The organism is Peribacillus sp. NJ11 (genome assembly GCF_030348405.1).
In the GTDB taxonomy this organism is placed as follows: domain Bacteria; phylum Bacillota; class Bacilli; order Bacillales; family DSM-1321; genus Peribacillus.
In genome coordinates this window covers 2,627,164-2,650,465 of sequence record NZ_JAUCFO010000001.1, presented here as the reverse complement: position 1 = coordinate 2,650,465, position 23,302 = coordinate 2,627,164, and the positions used below count along the sequence as shown (strand labels likewise).

Annotated in this window: 24 protein-coding genes and 1 riboswitch; of the genes, 4 read left to right on the top strand and 20 right to left on the bottom strand. The window is 42.0% G+C overall.

Annotated elements, in window-relative coordinates; all coding sequences use genetic code 11:
- Positions 1-29: 29 nt before the first annotated feature.
- Entirely contained in the window at positions 30-1,409 is a 1,380-nt protein-coding gene (gene argH, locus QUF86_RS13075) for an argininosuccinate lyase (RefSeq protein WP_289334585.1), read from the bottom strand.
- Positions 1,406-2,611: an argininosuccinate synthase gene (locus QUF86_RS13070; protein WP_289315364.1), complete on the bottom strand. Its 1,206-nt coding sequence runs from the start codon at positions 2,609-2,611 to the stop codon at positions 1,406-1,408. The genes argH and QUF86_RS13070 overlap by 4 nt, the downstream gene beginning before the upstream one ends.
- A gap of 213 nt (positions 2,612-2,824) precedes the next feature.
- On the opposite strand from QUF86_RS13070, the gene QUF86_RS13065 reads away from it, so the two are divergent.
- The gene (locus tag QUF86_RS13065; RefSeq protein WP_289315363.1) at positions 2,825-3,139 is read left to right on the top strand and encodes a hypothetical protein; all 315 of its coding nucleotides are present in this window, start codon (positions 2,825-2,827) and stop codon (positions 3,137-3,139) included.
- A gap of 58 nt (positions 3,140-3,197) precedes the next feature.
- Here the strand turns inward: QUF86_RS13065 and QUF86_RS13060 are convergent, their stop codons facing one another.
- From QUF86_RS13060 to QUF86_RS13045, 4 genes are all read right to left on the bottom strand, one after another.
- Positions 3,198-3,710, bottom strand: coding sequence for a MogA/MoaB family molybdenum cofactor biosynthesis protein (locus QUF86_RS13060; RefSeq protein ID WP_289315362.1), 513 nt, complete (start codon positions 3,708-3,710; stop codon positions 3,198-3,200).
- The gene (locus QUF86_RS13055) at positions 3,710-4,549 is read right to left on the bottom strand and encodes an EcsC family protein (RefSeq protein ID WP_289334584.1); all 840 of its coding nucleotides are present in this window, start codon (positions 4,547-4,549) and stop codon (positions 3,710-3,712) included. The genes QUF86_RS13060 and QUF86_RS13055 overlap by 1 nt, the downstream gene beginning before the upstream one ends.
- 239 nt (positions 4,550-4,788) lie before the next feature.
- Positions 4,789-5,991 (bottom strand): acetate kinase, encoded by a 1,203-nt coding sequence (locus QUF86_RS13050; protein ID WP_289334583.1) that lies wholly within the window; start codon positions 5,989-5,991, stop codon positions 4,789-4,791.
- Between the two features lie 174 nt (positions 5,992-6,165).
- Positions 6,166-7,152, bottom strand: a complete 987-nt coding sequence (locus QUF86_RS13045; protein ID WP_289326016.1) for a class I SAM-dependent methyltransferase — start codon at positions 7,150-7,152, stop codon at positions 6,166-6,168.
- 490 nt (positions 7,153-7,642) lie between these two features.
- Here QUF86_RS13045 and QUF86_RS13040 point away from each other — a divergent pair, with 490 nt between their 5' ends.
- Positions 7,643-7,960 (top strand): hypothetical protein, encoded by a 318-nt coding sequence (locus tag QUF86_RS13040; protein WP_289334582.1) that lies wholly within the window; start codon positions 7,643-7,645, stop codon positions 7,958-7,960.
- A 160-nt stretch (positions 7,961-8,120) separates the two neighbouring features.
- Here the strand turns inward: QUF86_RS13040 and tpx are convergent, their stop codons facing one another.
- From tpx to QUF86_RS12995, 9 genes are all read right to left on the bottom strand, one after another.
- Positions 8,121-8,621, bottom strand: coding sequence for a thiol peroxidase (tpx, locus tag QUF86_RS13035; protein ID WP_289315357.1), 501 nt, complete (start codon positions 8,619-8,621; stop codon positions 8,121-8,123).
- Between the two features lie 173 nt (positions 8,622-8,794).
- Complete coding sequence (ytfJ, locus tag QUF86_RS13030) at positions 8,795-9,295, bottom strand: GerW family sporulation protein (protein ID WP_289334580.1); 501 nt, start codon at positions 9,293-9,295, stop codon at positions 8,795-8,797.
- Positions 9,296-9,310: 15 nt separating this feature from the next.
- Positions 9,311-10,003: a DUF2953 domain-containing protein gene (locus QUF86_RS13025; RefSeq protein WP_289334579.1), complete on the bottom strand. Its 693-nt coding sequence runs from the start codon at positions 10,001-10,003 to the stop codon at positions 9,311-9,313.
- 99 nt (positions 10,004-10,102) lie between these two features.
- Complete coding sequence (locus tag QUF86_RS13020) at positions 10,103-10,642, bottom strand: RDD family protein (protein ID WP_289334578.1); 540 nt, start codon at positions 10,640-10,642, stop codon at positions 10,103-10,105.
- A 12-nt stretch (positions 10,643-10,654) separates the two neighbouring features.
- Positions 10,655-11,656, bottom strand: coding sequence for a signal peptide peptidase SppA (sppA, locus tag QUF86_RS13015; protein WP_289334577.1), 1,002 nt, complete (start codon positions 11,654-11,656; stop codon positions 10,655-10,657).
- 373 nt (positions 11,657-12,029) lie between these two features.
- Complete coding sequence (gene pdxA, locus QUF86_RS13010) at positions 12,030-13,025, bottom strand: 4-hydroxythreonine-4-phosphate dehydrogenase PdxA (protein WP_289336224.1); 996 nt, start codon at positions 13,023-13,025, stop codon at positions 12,030-12,032.
- Entirely contained in the window at positions 13,025-14,317 is a 1,293-nt protein-coding gene (locus QUF86_RS13005) for a four-carbon acid sugar kinase family protein (RefSeq protein WP_289334576.1), read from the bottom strand. Before QUF86_RS13005 ends, pdxA begins: the two co-directional genes overlap by 1 nt.
- A 28-nt stretch (positions 14,318-14,345) precedes the next feature.
- Entirely contained in the window at positions 14,346-15,320 is a 975-nt protein-coding gene (locus QUF86_RS13000) for a 2-keto-3-deoxygluconate permease (RefSeq protein ID WP_289334575.1), read from the bottom strand.
- 154 nt (positions 15,321-15,474) lie between these two features.
- The gene (locus tag QUF86_RS12995; protein WP_289334574.1) at positions 15,475-17,142 is read right to left on the bottom strand and encodes a sigma-54-dependent Fis family transcriptional regulator; all 1,668 of its coding nucleotides are present in this window, start codon (positions 17,140-17,142) and stop codon (positions 15,475-15,477) included.
- Between the two features lie 341 nt (positions 17,143-17,483).
- On the opposite strand from QUF86_RS12995, the gene QUF86_RS12990 reads away from it, so the two are divergent.
- Positions 17,484-18,284 (top strand): NAD kinase, encoded by an 801-nt coding sequence (locus tag QUF86_RS12990; RefSeq protein WP_289315352.1) that lies wholly within the window; start codon positions 17,484-17,486, stop codon positions 18,282-18,284.
- A gap of 35 nt (positions 18,285-18,319) precedes the next feature.
- On the opposite strand, the gene QUF86_RS12985 is transcribed toward QUF86_RS12990, so the two are convergent.
- The 5 genes from QUF86_RS12985 to QUF86_RS12965 are packed head-to-tail and all read right to left on the bottom strand — an operon-like array spanning position 18,320 to position 21,912.
- Positions 18,320-19,090: a TatD family hydrolase gene (locus tag QUF86_RS12985; RefSeq protein ID WP_289326024.1), complete on the bottom strand. Its 771-nt coding sequence runs from the start codon at positions 19,088-19,090 to the stop codon at positions 18,320-18,322.
- Positions 19,091-19,108: 18 nt separating this feature from the next.
- Positions 19,109-19,852, bottom strand: coding sequence for an ABC transporter ATP-binding protein (locus QUF86_RS12980; RefSeq protein ID WP_289315350.1), 744 nt, complete (start codon positions 19,850-19,852; stop codon positions 19,109-19,111).
- A complete protein-coding gene (locus tag QUF86_RS12975) occupies positions 19,836-20,618 on the bottom strand; it encodes an ABC transporter permease (protein ID WP_289315349.1) in 783 nt (260 codons plus the stop codon). Before QUF86_RS12975 ends, QUF86_RS12980 begins: the two co-directional genes overlap by 17 nt.
- A complete protein-coding gene (locus QUF86_RS12970) occupies positions 20,615-20,896 on the bottom strand; it encodes a thiamine-binding protein (protein WP_289315348.1) in 282 nt (93 codons plus the stop codon). The genes QUF86_RS12975 and QUF86_RS12970 overlap by 4 nt, the downstream gene beginning before the upstream one ends.
- Before the next feature lie 11 nt (positions 20,897-20,907).
- On the bottom strand, positions 20,908-21,912 hold the full coding sequence (locus tag QUF86_RS12965) for an ABC transporter substrate-binding protein (protein ID WP_289334573.1): 1,005 nt from the start codon (positions 21,910-21,912) through the stop codon (positions 20,908-20,910).
- Between the two features lie 121 nt (positions 21,913-22,033).
- Positions 22,034-22,143: riboswitch (TPP riboswitch) on the bottom strand.
- A 319-nt stretch (positions 22,144-22,462) separates the two neighbouring features.
- Between QUF86_RS12965 and QUF86_RS12960 the strand changes: the two genes are divergently transcribed.
- Positions 22,463-23,290: a protein-glutamine gamma-glutamyltransferase gene (locus tag QUF86_RS12960; protein ID WP_289334572.1), complete on the top strand. Its 828-nt coding sequence runs from the start codon at positions 22,463-22,465 to the stop codon at positions 23,288-23,290.
- The last annotated feature ends 12 nt before the right edge of the window (positions 23,291-23,302 follow it).

Genomic DNA, 23,302 nt, shown 5'->3' with positions numbered 1-23,302 from the left:
CGCCAAATTGGTGAACGAGCTTTTTGTGATTATTCACTTACAAGTTTTTCCGCTTTTTCAATCGCGAGCAACACTTGGGCAAAACCTGTACCGCCCGCACTGTTACGGCGTTTAACGGCTTCGTATGGGTTTAATGCATCGTAAATATCATGTTCAAACAACTCGGAAGCTTCCTGGAATTGTTCAATGCTTAGGTCCACTAAATAGCAGCCCTTCTGGACACAGAACAATACAAGTTTCCCGACCACTTCGTGCGCCTTACGGAAAGGCATTCCCTTTGAAGCTAGGTAATCAGCTAATTCCGTCGCATTCGAGAAGTCATTTCTTGTTGCTTTTTCCATGACGTCCGTTTTCACTTTCATTGTCGAAATCATGCCGGCAAATATTTTAAGTGAACCAACAATGGTCTTAACCGTATCAAAAACGCCTTCTTTATCTTCTTGCATATCTTTGTTATAAGCAAGCGGCAGTCCTTTCAAGACAGTCAATAACCCCGTTAAATTACCATAAACCCGTCCTGTTTTACCACGGATCAATTCCGCCATATCAGGGTTTTTCTTTTGCGGCATGATGCTGCTTCCCGTTGAAAACGCATCATCCAATTCAACGAATTGGAATTCCTGGCTTGACCAAAGGATGATTTCTTCGCTGAAACGGGATAAATGCATCATCATCGTCGCACTGTTGCTCATGAATTCAATGGCAAAGTCACGATCACTTACCGCATCAAGGCTGTTTTCGTAAATTCCGTCAAACCCCAATAGCTCGGCACTGAGCGCACGGTCAATCGGGAAAGTCGTCCCAGCTAATGCCCCAGCACCCAATGGAGAAACATTGATCCTTTTGAAACTCTCGGTGAAGCGCTGCTTATCACGCTCAAGCATCCAAAAATAAGCCATTAAATGGTGGGCAAATGAAATGGGCTGTGCACGCTGCAAATGTGTATAACCTGGAATTAGCGTTTCCACATTTTTCTTGGATTGTCCCAAAATCGCTATTTGCAGGTCATTGATAAGTTCCAGAATCACTTTCGTTTGATTCCGCATATACAGATGAAGATCGGTTGCAACTTGGTCATTACGACTTCTTCCTGTATGAAGCTTTCCGCCAACTGGACCGATTTCGCTTATGAGCATACTTTCCAGGTTAAGATGGATATCTTCCATCTCAACCTTAAAAGTCAATTCACCCTTCTCAGCTTTTCCCTGTAAACTTTTCAGACCTGCAATGATCTGATCCGCATCTTCTTCAGGTAAAATGCTGCATTGCTTTAACATGGTTACATGAGCTAAACTCCCTTGAATATCTTCAAGCACAAGTTCCTGGTCAAAGGAAATGGAAGCTCCAAATTCATCTACCCATTCTTCGGCAGACTTCGTGAATCTTCCTCCCCAAAGCTTGCTGCTCACACTGTCACCTTCTTGCTATTGACCATGCTGTTCACTTTCGTTGGAAGTCCCCATAACTTAATGAAACCAACTGCTGCATCATGATCGAATTCGTCAGCTTTTGTATAGGTAGCCAATTTTTCGTCATATAGGGAGTACTCTGATTTTCTTCCTTCAACAATCGCATGACCTTTGAATAGTTTCACACGGACTGTACCCGTTACATTCACTTGTGTTTCTTTCAGGAAAGCAGCCAATGCTTTTTGAAGCGGGGAGAACCAAAGTCCTTCATATATCAATTCAGTCATTTTCTTCTCGATCACCGGTTTGAAGTGAGCCAATTCTTTTACAAGTGTGATATCTTCAAGTTCCTTATGTGCAGCTATCAATGTCATCGCACCGGGTGCTTCATAGACTTCACGTGATTTGATTCCAACTAATCTATTTTCCACGTGGTCGATACGTCCAACTCCGTGTTTACCGGCAATCTGATTCAATTCAACAATCATGTCAGCCAATTTATAGTTTTTGTCATTCAATGTAACCGGCACACCTTGTTCAAAACCAATTTCAATGATATCAGCAGTATCTGGGGTATTTTCAAGGCTTGCAGTCAAATCATACGCTTCTTCCGGTGGAGCTGCCCATGGATCTTCCAGGATTCCACATTCGTTACTTCTTCCCCAAAGGTTTTGGTCAATCGAGAATGGACTTGCCAAGCCGATCGGAACAGGAATGCCATTTTTAGCTGCATATTCAATCTCCTCTTCACGGGACCATTTCCAGTCACGAACAGGTGCAAGAACTTGTAAATTAGGATTCAATGCCGAGATGGATACTTCGAAACGCACTTGGTCATTTCCTTTTCCCGTACAACCGTGCGCAACGGCTACCGCGTTTTCCGCTTCAGCCACTTCCACTAATTTCTTAGCGATCAGCGGACGTGATAAAGCTGATACCAAAGGATATTTCCCTTCATACAAAGTATGTGCTTGAAGAGCCGTCAACGCGTATTCATCAGCGAATTCGTCCTTCGCATCAATTACATAAGAACTTACCGCACCGACAGTGATCGCTTTTTCTTTAATGAAGTCCAAATCTTTCCCTTCACCGACATCCAAGCAGCATGCCACAACTTCGTACCCTTGATCTTGTAACCATTTAATTGCAACGGAAGTATCCAAACCTCCGGAATATGCTAAAACAACTTTTTGATTTTTCATTTTCATCGTCCTTTCGTATGAATAAAAATTCATCGTTTGTTATTTTTATTCATTCTATGATTAGTACTTTATCATCTTTATTAAAGGAATACAAGGGGTATTTTAAAGATTTCGCTAAAAAATCCGTTAATATTTTAAGGAAATTCACACATTGGATGCTTCCGCAAGAATATAGTAAACTAGGAGTATTAATAATCGAATAATGGAGGGAATATGAAAGAACTATTTACTTATGATGAACGGCTTGGCATCCCCATTCCTGATTTCAACCTGGAGTGGGATGAATATACAAAAGGCGAGCAACAGCAAATACTCGTACATTGGGAGAATATCCGGGGGAGCATCCCCGACCGCATCAAGGAACTGGAATCCACCATTAACCGAAAGCAGTTTCAGCTATCCGATGAGAGTAATTTCACCAAATCATGCCAGCTCAATTCCGAAATTGCCGATCTGGCTTCCATCATCAATGATTTATGGCTTTGGTATCGTGCCAATCAAGCCGTGAGTGAAAAGATGCATAATTAAGGCCTATTCCATGCAAAAAAAGCCACAGTTTTAAACTGTGGCTTTTTTTGCATCCCTCTTATAAATCCTTCCGAAGTTCACCAACGACATGTCCCAATTCCGGGAGAATCAATTTATTCATTGCAAGCCGAACCGCCCCTGATGAGCCTGGGGTGGAAAAAACCGCTTTGTTGTTCACGACTCCGGCATTAGCCCTGGATAGAATGGCGGCCGACCCGATATCCTCTTGATAGCTGAGCATTCGGAAAATCTCGCCAAAACCGGGGATTTCCTTGGTCATCAATTCTTTGACCGCCTCGATCGTTACATCCCTTTTAGCAATGCCAGTGCCTCCATTTGTTAATATGACATCGACCTTACTGCTTTGGCAGCCAGAAGTGACCGCATCTTGAATCGCTTCCCGCTCATCTTTTACTATTTCATATTCCGTCACTTCATGCCCATTCGTTTTCAATAATTCCATCATCAGTGCTCCGCTTTTATCCGTTTCTTCATTACGAGTATCGCTAACGGTTATCACCTTGCAGCGAACTGCCTCCGTGATGGCTTTTTTATGATTCTTGACACTCATTATTCATCAGCCTTCTTCTCCTGTAAATACCTATATTGATAGAATTTCTGGGCAAATTCACTGACACTCCGGGTCATTTGATAATTGGACCCAGCCCCGATGGCCATGCTGATGAACGGTATGCCCCGAAACAGTTTTTTTCGAAAGACAGTAATGGATACGGCTTTCAACAGCTGCTTCAGCGGCTGTTCCATCCAGCTTGGATTCGTGAGTTCCTCGATTCCTAAATAAAAGTAGTCATCTTCTGCGTTCTGGACTTCCCGAATCAATTCTTCCCAGGCTATTCCTTGGAGTCTCTTTGGCATCGCTCCTGCATTGAATACCTTAAGAGCCATCATCATTTCAAAAGGTGTATTCACCTCAACACCATAAGACATCGCAATCAGCTGTACCGTCCTGACATTGATGACCGTCATGGCCGGAATATCACTCCCTAGCAGGAGAAGGCCTCCCGATCCGCTTATCCCACCTTGTGCAAATGAATATAAGCGATGCTTAGCGATATGCTGGTTGGCTATGTAATTCAACTGATCGATCGATAAGAGATTCAAGTCACTCAGCGTTTCGATATCTTCATTAAACACACGCGCAGATGCTAAAGTCCGCTCTCTTGCATCTATTTGAATTTGTGAGCTCTGAACCATGGCATGCAAATGAAAAAGCCAGGTATCCAGCTTTTCAAAAAACTGTTGTTGGACGTTTTCCGGAAGCAGGGCAAACCCCTGCTCTAACCATTTATCATACAATGCAGCCAGATCCGTTGGCTCATACTGATAAAGATTTTCCTGCCATTCACTAATTTCATTCCAAATTTCCATTTCCCGATTCGTGAATTCCATGCATCAAGCCTCCTATGTACAGAATTGGTGGATTCTCCCTTAAGTATACCATAGAGGACGGCTTTTCAAGAATAGATGATGGGGATCCAGAGTTCAAGAGGATGGGTTTCATGAAAGATATCCATAAAGAAAATCCATAAGAGGACGGCTATTGGGGGTGAAATCATTTGAATCGCCGCATTCATAGAAAAGACCCCCTTACCAGAGGATTGATAGGTAAGGAGATCCTAATAAAAAAATCAGGAAGTCATGTTTTCCAAAGCTATTTTCATGGTATCCCTGACAATCATGATTTCTTCATTAGTTGGGATGACCATAACTTTCACGGGGGAATAAGGTGTATTGATGAACGCTTCCTTACCCAAAGTGCGATTGAGATCCTTATCCCAATATACCCCCATGAATTCAAGTCCCTCCAAGATTTTCCCCCTAATGGTTTGACTGTTTTCACCGATGCCCGCTGTAAAAATGATGCCATCCACACCTCCCATTTTAGCTGAATAGGAGCCTATGTACTTATGAATCCGATCTGCAAACACTTCAAGTGCGAGTTCAGCACGCTCATTGCCTTTATCCGCTTCAACCTGAATATCGCGCAGGTCGCTGGAAAATCCGGAAAGGGCTAGAATTCCGCTTTTCTTATTCAGGACATCCAGCACTTCATCTGCTGTTTTTCCCGTCTTCTCCATGATATAAGGAATCAGCGCAGGGTCGATGTTGCCTGAACGCGTTCCCATTGTAACACCCGCCAATGGTGTAAATCCCATTGATGTATCAATCGATTTACCGCCCTTTATGGCAGTAATGCTTGCACCATTCCCTAAATGGCAGGATAACAAGCGAAGCTGTTCTATTGGGCGGCCAATCATTTCGGCAGCCCGCTGTGACACATATTTATGAGAAGTGCCATGAAACCCATACTTCCTTATTCCATAGTTTTCATAATATTCAAAGGGTAAGCTGTACAAATATGAACCCGCTTCCATCGTTTGATGAAAAGCAGTATCGAATACGGCAACCGCAGGAACATCACCAAGTATTTGCCTGAAGGCTTTGATTCCCGTGATATTGGCGGGATTATGAAGGGGTGCCAACTCGGAAAGCTTTTCGATTTCCTTGATTACGTCCTCCGTAATCAAGACGGAGTCACTGAATACCTCACCACCATGCACAACCCGATGCCCTACGCCATCTATCTCTTCAAAGGAGTCAATGATGCGATGGTCAATCAGCTTTTTCAACAAAAGCCTTACAGCCACATCATGATTGGGTATATGCACCGTTTCAGATACATTTTCGCCTTCGACGCTCAAAGTGAATGTGGAATTTTCCAAGCCGATCCGTTCTACAAGACCCTTTGTAATTACGTTTTCACTTGGCATATCAAAAAGTTGAAACTTCAATGATGAGCTGCCAGCATTAATAGCCATGATTTTCGACATCCATCCTGCTCCTTTACTCTAAGATAGTACTTCCATTGTTCATTCCAACGACCGTGCAGTGTATTGTACAATCTTATCATGGCAAGCGGATTCAACCAAATATAATGAAAAATGAAAAAAACACTCTTTCCAAAAAAAAAGAAAGCCAATGCCTATGGCATCAGCTTTCATTGACTATTTTTCCTCTTTAAACCAGTCATCCATCTGTTGCATGACAGACCTTGTCGCTTCAAAATCCGAAAGCTTCGGAAGTTGTACGAGCAGTGCCTTCTTCGGGGCTTCGATACCCTCTTTTTTCTTTTGAAGGATCAGGATGCTTTTCGCAGCCGCTTCACTTTTAAACATGGAAAGCGGCAGTTGCACCATCCCTTGGATATGTGTATGCTTCTTCAGGAAATCATTGAGTTTCGGCGCTTCCTCCGAGACGAACAAGTTATTCGGGACAATGAAGAATAGGTGTCCGCCATCCTTGACATGTTTAACACTTTGCTCAATAAACAAATGGTGTGCATACGAATGTCCATTATCGGCCTTCAATTCATATTCAGCTGAACGCACATCATTCGGGTAATAACCAATCGGCAAATCACTGACCACAACATCCGAAGGATCGATGAAAAGCGGCTCCAAGCTGTCCTGGTTGAAAAATTGCACCGGATGTTCTTGCAGGTTGGCACCTGCATAAGCAAGCCTGATCAAGGTTTCATCAATCTCGACACCATATGATGCGATGCTTTTATCTGTAAGTTGATTCAAGATCGCAAATAGTAAGTTCCCCGTTCCGATGGCCGGATCGAGCATGACTAACTCTTTTTGATCCTTGGTGAATTTACCGACTAAATAGCTGACGAACATGCCGACTGCATCCGGGGTCATATGATGATTCGGTTGAACACTCTGCTGCATGCCTTTTAAAATAGCAAGCTGGTACGCTTTACGAATTGCTTCCTTCTCATATTTCTCAGGTGAAAAATCTGCATAATGCTTCACTAACCTTTTCTTCGATACTTCACTGATTTCCTCCTGCAGGACTTTCCCTTGGAAGAAATTCTCGCCCGTTTCACCTAGGGCATCCAGATACGTACATGATAGTTCACTTTGCAATATTTGGGCTGTTTCATCAAATTCATAAAATAATTGTTCAACTGGGGTAGACTTCACTTATTTATTCCTCCTGTTTGCTTCTGTCCCTATTTTAAAGGTAAGAAGAAAGAGATACAAGCCGGACGCCCTACTTATCAACCTTCGTTTGTTTAACGCACTGTTTTCCTATATGAAAGTCCGGATATAAGGAATCTCTCGCGCGCCACTTTTTTCAAAATTTTTAACCATGAGTAATTAAAAGGTAAATGAAATACAGGGTGTACAATTTGGACGTTGATTTCCGCTCCAGGCACTCGCTTTCCGCGGGCAGTCTGGGAGCCTCCTCTCCAATCATCTTTGTTATAAAATTTAGATATAAACCATACCCGATGAGTTGAAGATATTGCTTTGGGTCAGTTGGTTCGGGAACATCATTTGATCACAGATACGTTTTCCGAAGCCCTTTTGTCTACAAACTGAAATACAGGGTTGTTGCCCTGTATTTTTTATTACTTGGAAAGGCTCAATGAATGCCCAAACAGAATACCATACAGGAGGTGGTGATCATATGGATAATGAATATCAATACTATCATGGGCCGGTTAATCCGATAAATCAGCAACATGATACACAGTCAGCAGATGAATTTAACAGGCAGCAACAAGGATTTCAACAAGGTTTTCGACAAGGATTTCGGCAAGGGTATCGACAAGGGTATCGTGAAGGATTTCGAGCAGGGCAACAAGCGGGGTTTTTTCCAGGACCTCATCAAAGACAAATGCCGTCGTGGCCTAATGAAATTGACATAAAAGTTGGTACACCTAATGGTCAAGAGTGGTCTGGCAAGATTGTTTTACCACAAAATGGTCCGACTTTAGAGCCTTAACTAAATCCAGCATATAATAATTGAAACTCGTCAAAAATCATAAAAAACCAGTGTATTAGAAACGAATGCCCTGCCCACTTCAACGACAAGGTGTTTATCAACAAGAAAATCAACTACAAAAAACCGGGCACTTTGTGCCCGGTTTCTTAGAGTTCGCATCTTATTTTGCCGCTTTAGCCGCTTCGATTGCACCTTCGTAATTTGGATGGTTGGTACCTTCACTCACATATTCTACATATGTGATTTCATCAGAGCTGTTCACTACGAATACAGAGCGAGCCAATAGACGAAGTTCCTGCATGACGACACCATATGCTTCACCGAATGAAAGGTCACGGTGATCGGAAAGAACTTGAACATTGTCCAAGCCACTGGCAGCACACCAGCGTTTTTGCGCGAAAGGAAGATCGTTACTGATCGTCAGTACTTTCACATTATCCAATTTTGCCGCTTCTTCATTGAATTTACGTGTCTGTGCATCACATACACCTGTATCCACGGATGGAACCACGCTGATAATGCGGACAGAACCTTTGGAGTCGCTTAATGTAACCGGTGATAAGTCATTAGCCAATACTGTAAAATCCGGTGCTTTGTCCCCAACTTTTAGTTCTGGTCCCACTAAAGTGATCGGGTTGTTTTTAAATGTAACTGAAGCCATTAATAATTCCTCCCTTTTCTGCTATATGTACAAGCATAATAATATTTGTTTTACCGGAATTTTGCAATTAATTGAATTGGGAAATGTGAATGGTGCTTGCAATGACATCCAAGCTTTTTATGGTGTAATGCAGACTGCAGCAAAAAGAAAACTCGGCGGATGCCGAGTCGCTGTTAGAAATCTATATCCTGTTTAGGTTCTTGGTACCTCTTTACAGCTGGTTGACTGCCGCCTTGATTACCGCCTTGATTACTGCCTTGATTACTGCCTTGATTTTGATTACTGTCTTTCTTGGATAGCATGGACTGAATCTTATCGACGACTTGTGGAGCTAAATCCATCATTCTTTCGAGAAGGTGCGTCCCTTCATCCAGATGAATCATTTTCACGCCATGGGAACCGACAATCAAAAAGGCAATTGGTGTTATGGAAACCCCACCGCCGCTACCGCCTCCAAAAGGCTGCTTGGAAACACCTTGCTGTCCTTGATGGTTTCCATCCATAACAAATTCGCTGCCACCGGCTGCAAAACCAAATCCAACTTTGGAAACGGTTAAAATGACACTTCCATCCGGAGTTTCCACCGGATCTCCGATGATCGTGTTCACATCGACCATTTCTTTCAGATTTTCCATCGCTTCTTTCATTAAACCTTGGATCGGATGATCTGACATTTAAATTCCTCCACTCTAGAACGATTGTTTATTGGAATCACCTGATAGCTTCGCTAATTTCCTGGACTTGAAACGCGGCTTTCCGCCTTTCCAATAACGAAGCAGTTTTATTCCAGTCACCATAGCCTGCCCGATTCTAAATTGTAATATGCAGGAAATCGACGTATTGGCCTGCCATCTCTGGAAGTCGGGTGTAATGGAATATGAGGGCATGATCCGGAAGTTGAAATAGGTTGTCAGCAAACCGATGATTGAACCTTTAAGTGCCCAGCATGCTCCTGTTAAAACACCGGTGTGTGCAGCGTTTTTAGTACCGACCATACTATGCCAGGTGAACTTTTTGACTTGGACTTTCCCTGCGAATTGACGGACGATCCTATGAAATCCGACAATATGCTGAAGCATTTCCAGACTGTCTGCGAATCCGTCACGCATATCTTCGGGTGTGATTTTTTTCTTTTCTTTCTTTTCGGTTTTTCCGTTCATTTCTTGCTCTTCCTTTACTACTACAGTTGCCGAGTCAGCTTCCATTTTGATGACCGGAACCTTGAATGTATAGTGAAAAAGCCCATACCAAGCTGATAATTTAATATGTATTCGGTCATTCGTTTGGACACGTTTGTAGTCGATGTACACTCTTACTTTAGTAAAAACAACAATAAGCAGCACCAAAATGAGGATACCCATAATCAACAAAAGCCACTTCATGCACCCACACCCCTTCAAGCTATCATTATCGGCATATGCAAAAAAAATAAACCTGCAAAAGCGAATATCCGCTCTTACAGATTTATTAATGGGAGAAAATCACCTTCTGATCAAAACAACACCCGTGTCAGCAAAAACATCATGCAAAGCCTGTTTCTTCGGTAATAGGCCTGCCAAGAGATAGCCAATCCAAGTGACTTTTGAAATATAGCGACCCACCAACTCCCTGAACAATACCGTACCCCATGTAATGGTTTTTGCCCCTTCCTTCAATGCAACGACTTTCAGTCCAAAAATCATCTTGCCAAGGGTTTGGTTCAAGAATTTGGTCATCAAAACAAAGTATAAGAAAAATACGATCCCTGTTAAGAAACCCTCTGCGGAAAACCAAAGATCATCTGTCCCTTCATAAAACTTGAAGATGGGATGAATCAAAATCCGGTTCAAACTTCCGATAACCAGCAGATCGGCTAAATAGGCCCAAAACCTCATCCAAAAACCAGCAAAATGCACTTTCGTGACTTCGCCATCATCCACTGCCTTCTTGGCTGGTGTAAATTCCTGCTGAACGGGAACCCCTTGATCTGCCCTTAGATTGGATGAAGCGATTTGTTCATTGTTTTCATTTCGTTCCGTCATCCTTCAGCCCCCCTATTCCGCATACAAATACATTAAGCGTGGAGAATTTGAAGAGGAAAGGATTTTTGTCAAGACTGCCGTTTCCACATCATTTCCCAACATTTTTTGCGCTCCCATACTGAATAATGAACCGAAACCTGCCTCATCTGTATAACGGATAACTTGTGCATCTTTATTACCGATATCCGTTTTCATCGCGGCAATTACATCATCCAAATGGCCGAAATCATCTATTAGATGGTTTTCTTTAGCCTGACGCCCATCATAGATGCGACCATCGGCGATTTCCCTTACTTCCTTCTCTGTCATACCGCGTCCGTCTGCAATGATTTTTACAAATTGATCATAAGAATTATCAATCATGTCTTGGAGGATTTCACGTTCATCTCCAGTCATTTCCCGGGTCGGACTCATTATATCTTTGTGTGGTCCGCTTTTGATGGTTTCGAACTCAACACCATACTTCTTGGCTAACTTTTCGTAATTATACCCCTGCATGATGACACCAAGTGAACCCGTCATCGTTTCTGGGCTAGCGTATATCTTATCGGCTGGTGCAGAAATATAATATCCACCGGAAGCCGCCACCGACCCCATTGAAACATATACAGGTTTTTTCACTTTTTTAATATCAAGGATCTTGTCATGGATCTCCGCACTTTCGACGACTCCGCCGCCTGGCGAATTCACCCTTAGTATGATTCCTTTGATATCATCATTTTCCTCTGCCATCTTCAACTTATCCATGAAGGCACGGTGATTATATGTTGTCGAACTCAGTAATGAAGCTTCTCCTGTATCTTGAATCGTGCCCTCTACATCAAATACGGCAATGACATTAGTTAAATCATCGCCTTCTATGACTTCCTCGTAAAATGCACTTTCGGAAGCAAATAATCCATCAATGATATTTTCCGTATCCGCTGTAAATAGAGTCGTAGCCGCCCCTACAGCAATGGAAACAAAAAATAAAACGGCTGCAATTCCAAGTGCTGCCCAACGCTTTCCATTCATCTGTTTTCCCCCTTAAATATATGTATCCTTCTTACCATACGAACTGCATACAAAAATGTTTCATTCCATGATAAAACAAGACATATAAAATTGTAGCAAATAATCCTCAAATTGGAAATGAATTGGTGCATTTTGCATGATCTGCATTTACCTAAACAGGAAAAAGTAAGCCCTTTCATCGCTGCACATACTAGGGGGAAACATTATATACAGCGAAAAAATATTATTTTCAAGTTACAATTCATAGATGTAGAAAAGTTTGCTCCCTCATGGCGAAAAAAAAATAGCATCGTTATCATTCAAGGGATTATTTCGGAAAGGTTAATAATTACAATATAAAACGCTGCCGGGATTAATCCCGGCAGCTCTACATTTATAGCTTTGGAGCTAATTCAATTGCTGACTGAATGGCCGCAAGCATGCTTTTTTCATCAGCGATGTTCTTCCCAGCGATATCAAAGGCTGTTCCATGATCTACGGAAGTTCTGATAATACCGCCTTTAAGCCCTACGGTAATATTGACCCCAGCCTCAATTCCCATAACCTTGATCGGAGCATGTCCCTGGTCATGATAGCAGGCAATGACTATATCAAAATCTCCACGGCCAGCCCTGAAGAACAATGTATCTGCAGGAAGCGGCCCCGTTACATTGACTCCCTCATTCTGTGCCCTTTCTATTCCAGGCATTAATTTCTCTTCCTCTTCACCATTTCCAAATAAACCATTTTCCCCAGCATGAGGGTTTATACCACAAACAGCGATGCTTGGATTTTGGAACCCCGCCTTTGTCAGTGTTTCATGGGCAAGCTTAATCACTTTGTACGTCCTCTCAGGATTAATGCTTTCGATCGCTTCGATCAATCCCATATGAGTCGTCAAATGGATGACCTTTAAATTGGGAGTGGTCAGCATCATCGAGAAGTCATCTGTATCGGTAAGGTCAGCAAGAATCTCTGTATGTCCCGGATACATATGACCACCTTTGTGGAGCGCTTCTTTATTCAAAGGGGCGGTACAGATTGAATGGATCTTCTTCTCCTTTGCCAATTCGATGGCCTTTGCCAAGTATTGAAAGGCGCCGTCTCCCGCTAGAGCAGAAACCTCTCCAAACGGAAGGTCCAAAGGTAGGATATCCAAATCCAAAACATCTATCGAACCGAACTCATACTTCGCCTCTGCAGGATCTTTTATGGCATGCACCATCCCCTCAAAGCCGACGATGGGCTTTACCTTTTCTATTATTTTCGCATCTCCGATAATAAGCGGCCTGCACTGTTGATACACCTCAACGTGAGCCAATGCCTTTACGATAATTTCCGGGCCAATTCCCGCCGCATCCCCCATGGTAATTCCGATAATGGGTCTCATCAAGCATTCTCCCCCTTCAACTTTTTCATCGCATTTATAAATACGTCATCTGAACCAAATCCGCCGGCTTTTGTGACGACATAAATATCGTCATTACCCAGGAATTTGGAGACAGGGACTCCTATTTCCAGTTCATCCAGCAATTCGAATCCTTTTATATCCCATAGATTGCATATTTGCTTGGCTGTATCGCCGCCAGTCATGGTCACACCTTTAAAATATTGTTTCTCCAACAAGACAGAACATACTGTACCAATCGCTTTCACAATCTCGTTACTGATCTGTGTATGAGTAAGGCCTTTAGATTCTCCTTTTTCCCAAGCCATTTCAATATCAGCTTTTTCAGCAGTGGAATAAATGACGACATCCTGCCCTTCCGCTGCCTTTTGGATGGCCTCATGATAGACTCTCCTGATTTCCTCTGTTCTTTCCCGGTCGTCCCCTACAGCTTTATGGGACTCGAATGATATGGCATGTACCTGGGTCCGTTCCAACATTTTTTTCAATTGTTTCCGTGAATTCTTATTTACACTTCCGATCACTGTAAGAACCGGCGAAGGTGAAATAGGGATATTCAATCGATTTTCCTTTTGTGGAATGGAATAATGGTCAGGCAGGTAATTGGCGATCCCTGCCGATCCCGCCCAGGCCACTTCAAGATTCATTTCTTTTGCATAATTCAATATGTCCTTTAAATGCTGCTCTTCTGTTGCATCGATGATGATATACGTTATCGAATCCTCTATAAAACCTTTTAACTTATCGTACACATGGTTTTTGCCTTTTTCCAAATCCTTCACTGTAATTGTACCAATTTGATGTGATGTCTGGGCACCAATCAACTCTGGCAGATATGATTGTGTCACAGGCGTTTTTGGATCCTTGGAAATCTCTGATTCTCCAAGAGGAATACCATTTAAATAGTGGGTAGAATCCAGAATGGATCTTCCATTTTTAGGATACCCTGGAGCAATCATGACTAAATCCGGTTTTAGAGCATCATACATGGCATCAATTTCAGCACCGATATTTCCGCGCATTGTCGAATCCAGCTTTTTGAAGATCGTTGAGAAGCCAGCCTGCTTTAGAAAATTTGCTGCTGCCCTGACTTTATCGTAAGCATCTTGCCTCTCCAGGGATCGGCTGTCCGTATCAAATACGACAGCATCATAATCCCGTACATTTTCTTCATCCAATCCAAATAGTACGGTCGTTTTAAGACCATGTCGAGCTAATTGGACACCGCTATCATTGGCACCCGTTAAATCATCCGCGATGATCGCTAATTTCATTTCAATCCCCTCCAAAACATGGGCTAGCCTAATTATTGTATTTAGCCACTCCACCCTTCTTATCCAAGTGCTTGGATAGGAAGCCGATGAATATCGGGAGAAGGATAGCTGTTGTCACAACACTTGCTGCAATTTGTACAGTAGCAAGCTCTGCATGGATCCCGAATGAAGCATTCGCTGCCACGATAGCCACCGGAGTCCCGACAGCGTTCCCTGCAGTAGAACCTTCAGAAGCACCGACAATCGGGTTCCATCCTATCCATTTAAAGATCAGATACCCTCCTCCACCGGTTAGGAGAACTGTAATCACACCAAGTAATACCCCACTTAATCCCCCTTGGATAATCGCTGTGAAATTAATCCCCATACCTAATGAAAAAGCAAAGAACGGAACAAGCTTATCGCTCCCTTTAGAAAGAAAATCTTTCATCTCGGAATCTAAATTCCCTAATACCACCCCGACTAGCAGCGGAAGCAATACGGCTATGAACGAAGTTGGAGAGAACATGCCATCCGCGAAGCCCATTGTTCCGAAAATAGCAAGCGCTACCATTGTTAAGAATGGCCCGTCACTTAAAGCGAGAAATGGGTAGGCAGCCTTGTCTTCTTCCTTTCCATACTGACCGGCTAATGCAATATAAAGCCCGCCATTGGAATTTGTCATGGCAGCAATGATTGCCAATGGTGCCATTCCTAAAAACAATCCGTTACTATCGGCCAGCCAGAATCCAAGTAGACCGACCAATGCCCCTAATACCCACTTATATGTTAAAAGTGTAACGCCCTTTTTGACCGAAGTACCTGCCGTACGAAGATTGATCTGCGTTCCGGCGATTAAAAGGAATAATGCAATTAAAGCACTTGAACTGTTCACGAACAGTGCTTCAGTAAAACCGCCAATCCTTAATAGACTGGGAAATAATGTATTGATAGTCGCTGCCAGCAATAGTGGAACAACCATCATCCCCCCTGGGATACGTTCAAGCGTTGCTTTAATTCTCATAATAAAAACCCCTTTGTTTTATTATTAAAGCGCTTACAAGATTCATATTAAAATATGATGTTAATAAAAGCAACACTTATAAAAATATAAAACTATTTTTAATGAAAACAGTTTAAAAATGCAACACTTTATGCAAAAAAAAACAAACTTAAAGTCATTCTTTAAGTTTGCGCCATAATGTTGCCCGATTGATCCCCAATCGTTCGGCAGTTTTCGTTTGATTATAATTTTCCTCTTTCAGAACTCGCTGAATGATATACTTTTCCATTTCTTTTAGCGTCGCTTTTTGTGAAACGAAGATATCAGTCGGAATGTTATTATCTGCTATTATTTTCTCAATGGTTTCCTTTCGTATTACATACTCTTTTTCATTTAAGGCTATTTGCTTAATTAACTGTTTTAAATCGTCGATATTGTTAGGATACGAATACTCTTCCAGAAGAGCAAGGGCATCATTTTTTATATTCATTGCCGTTGTTCCATACGTTTGATGATAATGGGATAAGAAGAATTTCGTTAAGTTTCCTATATCGCCCTTACGTTGCGATAAATCCTGCATATGAATCGTGTTTATTGCAAAATTTCCAGTAATGGCTTCGTTGATTTGAACATTTGATACAATGAATATCGATAGATTTTTTCTGCTGCAAGTGCTTAGAAATTCTCTTAATGGTTCATAATCCTGTAGACAATCGATATTCTTCAAAGTTATGGTGCAGATATGCTCAAGAGGCAGTTTGTTAAGATCGGCTTCCTTGAATTCTTTGAAATCAATTGTAAGGAGCTTTCCATTTTTCGTTTGTTCATTATGTATTTGATTGACAAGAAACTCTTTACCCGTCCCTCGGTTTCCTTTTAAGTGAATGATTTCATGGTTCTTATAGAGTGCTGTTACATTATTTATCAGAACGGTATCCATGGCAATCGGTTCTGAGATAGAAGCCGCCTTGATCTGCACACCTTTTTGATCGAATCGTTTCACCGGACTGGCATCTAATACATAAACCACATATGACGAGTACAAACCATCATGCCAAAAGCCGTCTACCTCTATACTGCTGCCATCCTGCGAAAAACTGGTATGAAGCTGCTTACTTACGTTCACTTCTCCATTCATGCTTCTAAATTGATCATCGGTCAATGGATTGGAGTCAAAATCAGTTAAATGCTCATAGACGATTTGATTATTACTATTTAAAATGACGATATTATGTACTTCTTTGACTAAAAGCCTTTCAAACATCCTATTGATGTCGCTTTTGTATTGAAGATAGGTAATCATTTCTCTAGCATCATCGATAGCCCTTATGATTGATTCCTTTCCCGATTGAATGAGGAATCCTTTCATTCCATAAGAGATGGTTGTATTTATTGTAATCACATCACCAACGATCTGTTTATAACCCTCGTTTTTTAAAGTCAAAATGAGCGGAGCTACATCTTTTGATTCACGGACCGTATAAACCTGTAAAGGAAGGTCCAATAAGTCGATAATCGATTGGGCGCCTGATGTTATGTTTGAAAATCCTACGATGGCCGTTTTATCTTTAAGCTCACTGGCTAATGTCAGGGAACGAATCATATCATAACCGGAAAGGTGCATGTCGATCACTGGAATATTGACGGATTTCTTAATTAACTTAGCCGTTCCTCCCCTGCTGATTATGGCATCCGCTCCGTTTTCCTCTTCCAATTTTGCAAGTTCCACACCCTTTTCCAAGTCACCTATGGAATACCTTATTTCTAAATCTGGATAAAGAGGTACACACGCTTTTATAATTGGAATCATTGATTCATACGGGGCAATAATATGCACTTTCATACACATAACCTCCTTTCTTATATATCCGAACCCTATTCTCCATTTAGTGATATAACCATTGTATGGCAGGGTTTGAAAGAGCCCTTATTGAGAATTCATTATACCATCATTCTCTTTTCACTTCCTAAAAAGAACTGCTTGCGCTATCCGTTTATTCATGCAAGAGTGTACATTCTTTCTTTTCGATACCCTTCCTCAAAGGAATAACAAAAGTGCTTCATTCATGCTAAAATAAATCACATAAACGTGTACGAAGTGTGTAGCCGCTTTTGTACTTCCGCTTTCCTTTGTCGCGGAAAAAGTAAGCCTTTTCATCACTATTCATACTAGGGGGGAACATGATGAACACTCGAAGGAATATTTATTTTTTCCATGCTCCGAATGCAGAGATGCTTAACAAGGTCGAATACTTATCAGGCTTGGCGAAACAACATTCGTATGAAGTCATCCAAGATTTCACAAAAGCGAATATCATCGTTAGCATCGGTGATGACGGCACATTCTTACAGGCAGCCCGTAAAACTGGATTCAGGGATGACTGTTTATATGCGGGTATTTCCACCACAGGCAACTTGAATATGTATTGCGATTTCCACTTGGAAGACACGGATAAAATGATCGATGCCATGACAAGAGAGCAAATCGAGGTGCGTAAATATCCAACCATCGAAATCCAATTGGACGATCAGCCCTCCTTTTATGCCCTCAATGAACTAAGTATCCGGTCTTCCATCACCAAAACGTTCATCATGGATATTTTCATTGATCAACTCCATTTTGAAACTTTTCGCGGGGACGGTATCATCATTGCGACTCCGACCGGAAGCACCGCCTATAATAAATCGGTCAATGGGGCCGTTGTGGATCCCCTTCTCCCTTGCTTTCAAGTGAGTGAGCTTGCTTCCATCAATAACAATACCTATCGGACCCTGGGTTCTTCATTCATCCTGAGCGGAGACAAGACGTTGACCGTCCACCTTGAACAAAACGGGCCAAGCTATCCGATCATCGGAATGGACAATGAAGCATTAAGCATCAACCATGTCGAAAAGGTAAAGGTCCGGTTAAGCGGTAAAGTCATCAAGACCGTCAAGCTAAAAGACAATTCCTTTTGGGAAAAGGTTAAAAGGACCTTTCTATAACGAACTAAAGGTACCGGATATGATATCCGGTACCTTTATATATGATAAAAATCTTTGGTATTTTGATAAAGGATTTCATAGACATCCTCAATAGGCAATCTTTTAACCGAAGCGATTTGACGCACACTGTCATGCATCATGCCGGGATGGGTCCATTTCCCTTTGAAAACTCCTTCAAACGGCCATGGGCCATCCGTTTCAATCATCATCAGCTTAAGTGGGTATGCCGAAACCAATTCCTGTATTTCCCTCTCATAACAAACATCAGGTGTAATCGAAATGCTGTAGCCCTTTTCGGCCATTCGTTCGATTGTCCGGATATCACCTTTAAACCAATGAAAGTGTGCCTTTGTGATTTGATGTTTTTCCAAAAGATCGCAAACGATAGGTGCATCATCATGGACGGCATGAAGAATAACCGGCTTTTCAACCTCTTTAGCTAAAGCCAGGAACCTCTCCAGTATCTCTATATACGCTGAGTGATCAATATCGGGATTTTCCTGCCTTAAGTAATAGGGCAGCCCAACCTCACCTATAGCAAACATATTGTGCACATGTACCCTTATCCAGTTCAATAATTCGTCCACTTCTTCATTACTCGGGAGGGGCTGCTCTGGATGAAAACCGAAGGCAGGCTTAATTCGTGAATCTTTGCGTGAAAGCTGATAATTGTTAATGGAAGAGGTCAAATTCATGGAAACAGTCAGTAACGATTCCACATGAACCTTGTCCATATCAGTTAGAATCTGCTTCTGCTCACTTTCTTCATACCTATCCAAATGGATATGGCTGTCGATGATTCTCAAGTTTAGTCGCCTCCTTAATTAAGTCGAAACAGTTGGCTTTAGTGCTGCATATAATTCTCTCTTCAAATGGAAAAATTCATCACTAAGCAGCTGTTCTTCACTTCTTGGCCTTGGAAATGGCACTGCCACTTCTTTGATGACAGCAGCGGGTTTTGCTGATAACACATATATTCTATCTGAAAGGAAAACGGCTTCATCGATGCTATGCGTAACAAAAAGCACCGACCTCCGATTTTCTTCCCAAACGGACAGCAGCCATTTTTGCATTTGCAATCTTGTCAGTTCATCCAAGGCAGAAAAGGGTTCGTCCAGGCACATCAAGTCCTGTTGACTTAAGATACTCCGAATGAATGCGGCCCTTTGCTTCATGCCTCCAGATAATTCATGCGGATATGCTTTCTCGTACTCTGCTAATCCAGCTTTCACCAAAAGGGCTTTTGCCTTTTCTTTATCTCTGATCCCAGCAAGCTCGCTTCCAAGCAAAACATTTTCCAATACCGTTCTCCAAGGTAAAAGGGAAGGCTGCTGCGGCATATAGCTTATATGGCCCTTTAAGCCATTTATCTTTTTACCGTCCAGCGAAATGTTGCCATGATCCGGCTTCAAAATACCGCCTATCAAGTGGAACAATGTACTTTTACCACTGCCGGATGGCCCAAGGATTGTGACAAATTCCCCATCTCCCACATGGAAATCCATATTCTCTAAAATATTCTGTTTACCATCGAAAGAATAGGAGACATCTTTAATTTCCAGCTTCATCCTTTGCACCCTCCTTTATCTTCCATGAAACTAAGTGTTTCTCCAGGAAGGTGATGATTCCAAAAAAGAGCAGGCTCATTCCCATAATGATGAAAATGGCAACAAACACCCGATCTGTCCTGAACGCAGAGGAAGCGAGCGTCATATAAACACCAATCCCCGACTTTGCCCCAAGCCATTCCGAAATAACCGCACCCATTACACTATAGGTGGCCGAAATTTTCAGGCCCGAGAAAATGAACGGGATCGAGTGAGGAAGTTCAAGCTTCCAAAATAACTGGTTTTTTCCCGCTCCCATCATCTTGAAATAATGCTTGAGTTCGTATGGTGTCTGGCGAAAACCGTCCAATGAAGCAACCGCAACCGGAAAAAAACATACTAGCGAAATGACGATTAACTTAGGCATCATGCCAAAGCCAAACCAAATTACTAAAAGCGGTGCCAAAACTATGATAGGTATATTTTGTGATAGTATGAGCAGAGGGTAAACCGCGTCCTTCACGCCTGGAAACAGATGTAGGATTGCCGCGATTAATAATCCAATGCAGCTTCCAATAAAAAAACCCGATAACGCAAGCTCAGTTGTTGATGTAAGGTGACCAAAAAGATTCTGGGACGACTCAATTCCTTCAATGAAAATGGCCGACGGAGCGGGAAGCAGCCATTTTTCAACCTTTAATAAGACTGTCACTGACTCCCATATTATCAGCAACAATAATAAAAGAAAGAAGGGAGCCCCCTTCTTCCAAATTCCCCTTCCGGTCATGCCCGATATTTCTCCGTTAACGTATCCATCGTAATTCCGCTCGGCTGAAATAATATTTTCACTTGGGATATGACATTCGGCGAGCCTAATTCAATCATTCTTACATTCATTTTTTCTATCACGGCAAAAAGTTCGGAAAGCTCACCCTCCATTGTCGTTTCAAGCGGGTGAACCTCATACTTGACACCTGATTCATCAATGATCTTGATTGCTTCGTCGACCAAAGGGATGACATCCCCTTTAGGAATGATTTGTATACTAATTAATGAATTGGCCATTGTATTTCCTCCTATTTTGGTAAAAATTCATTGGTAAATGCTTTTTCAGGATTGAAATCACCTTCAAGAAGCTTATTTTCCGTCATCCAATCACTGTAATTCTTCCAAATTTCAAGCTTTTGTTCACCCCAACGCGGAGCATCATCCTGATACTTAGCTGCAAGCCACTCCTGGCTTTTCTTCACTAGTTTTGCATCAAGATCCGGGGCAGACTTAATTAGCATGTCTGCTGCATCACCAGGGTTCTTTATCGCAAACTGGTACCCTTTCGAAGCTGCATGAACGAATGCTTTAACAGTCTCGGGATCCTCTTTTATCATCTTTTCATTCGTTGTCAAAACAGGTGTATAGTAATCGAGCTTATCCGAGTATTCGGTTAAGTAAACCATATTAAGCTTTTCATTTCGCAACTCAGCCTCAATACCTGTCCACCCATAATATATCCAGGCAAAATCTATATCCCTTTTAACCGAAGTGAAAAAATCCGTGTCTCCTGTATTCACTATATCCACTTTATTTACATCCGCATTTTCTTCTTTCATGAGTGAATCAATGATGGCCTTTTCAACCGGAGACCCCCAGCCACCATACGTTTTCCCTTCAAAATCCTTGGGTGTTTTAATGTTTTTTGCCTCAGGTGAAGCAAATCCAGATGTATTGTGCTGGATGACAGCAGCTACCGAAACAATCGGGACGCCTTGCACGCGGGCCTGCGTAATGCCCTCCTGGTAGCCCACGCCAAATTCGGATTTCCCTGAAGCGACAAGCTTATCAGCTCCAGCTTCACCTGGCATGATAATATCCACATCCAGACCTTGTTCTTTAAAATATCCTTTTTCCTTGGCTACATACAAACCTGTATGGTTTGTATTCGGTGTCCAATCGAGCACGACCGATACCTTTTTTAATTCTTTATTGCCTTCATTTTTAGATGCTTCTTCTTTTTCATTAGTTCCGCCTGCACCGCATCCAGCCAAAAGGAACAACGAAGTCAACAGTGGTAAAAATTTATTCAAGTTATTATCCTCCTACACATCATATAAGATCCATATGCCGGAACCATAATGGGGCGCCAGGGTCTATAAAAATACAAAAAACGCCCGAAGATGAATTCGGACGTTAACATACAAAACAGAAAGTCAGTAATAATATGTTCCCTCCGCTGGCATCATCCAGATCAGGTTCAAAGAGTCAGCATCTAAAGGACGCAATCTCAGCCAGCTTTACTGGCCCCCCTACATTTCTCGCACATATGAACTTTTCTCTCTCATTATATCAATTCATTCAGAAAAGGGAATACTAATTTGCTCCTTCTCCCTAATTGGAAAGGTATTCCTCCTAAATGTTTAGCACAGCCACCAAAACATCTTTTTGGAAAATGATAATCATTGTAAGCAAAATGATCATCCCTCTTGCCATACCAATCATTCTCGGTTGCCATGATGCCTGAAATGCTCCAAATGGTCATTTCTTTGCATGCATTCATATAATGAGCATTACCTGTAGACTTTTTTGTGTACTGGTTTTATAAACCCTTCATTTCATAAACAAAAGGTGGATATGATCATGATAAAGATTAATCACAAATGGTTAGATGTCAGTCAAATCCAACCAGGTGTAGCATCTGATACATCGCTTGAAATTCTCCAATTGCTGGCGGAAGATTCTAACGTTTTTGAATACCGGAACTTCGGATACCTTAATTTCGATATACAACTGAGGCACCGAGTCATCGAGGCCGCCATTTCGTTAGATAAAAGCAGTCCAGAATTTTCCACGCTTGATGAATCGGCAAGCAATGAACAATATTGGCGCGTTTCAAAGGATGGCACATTTACCCTTCAGCCAGGGATTCCCCCTCATGCCGCACTCCTGGACATTTTTTTGAATGGAAGGCTTTACGCTTTCGAATGCGGTACAGCGATAGTCGTCACTTTTTTAAAGGCCATTTTGGATTTAATCGGTCCTAGGAATTTTGACTATCTTTTTTCAAACGTATTTCTATATGACTTTCGCCCTCCAAGCAATATGGCTCTTGATATTCATCAAGGAACGGATTATTTACCAGGGGATTGCGTTTACTTCGAAAACCCTGATCACGACTTGGAAACTCCTGAATGGCAAGGTGAAAATGCCATATTATTAGGGAACAACCTCTTTTATGGACACGGGATCGGGATTACCACTGCACAGGGAATCATCGATGAATTAAATAGCAATAGAAAGCCGAACGCCACCATATCGGCATTCCTGACAACGCATATCATTAACTTGGATAGTTCCTTCTATAGCCAATTCCTGGAAAATAATCCTCGTGCAATGCCCGTTGACAGTCCTGTCAGCCTTTCCAATTGTATTGTTTCTGAAATAGGTCCGAAGATTTACCTTTCATGACCCTGGCATTTC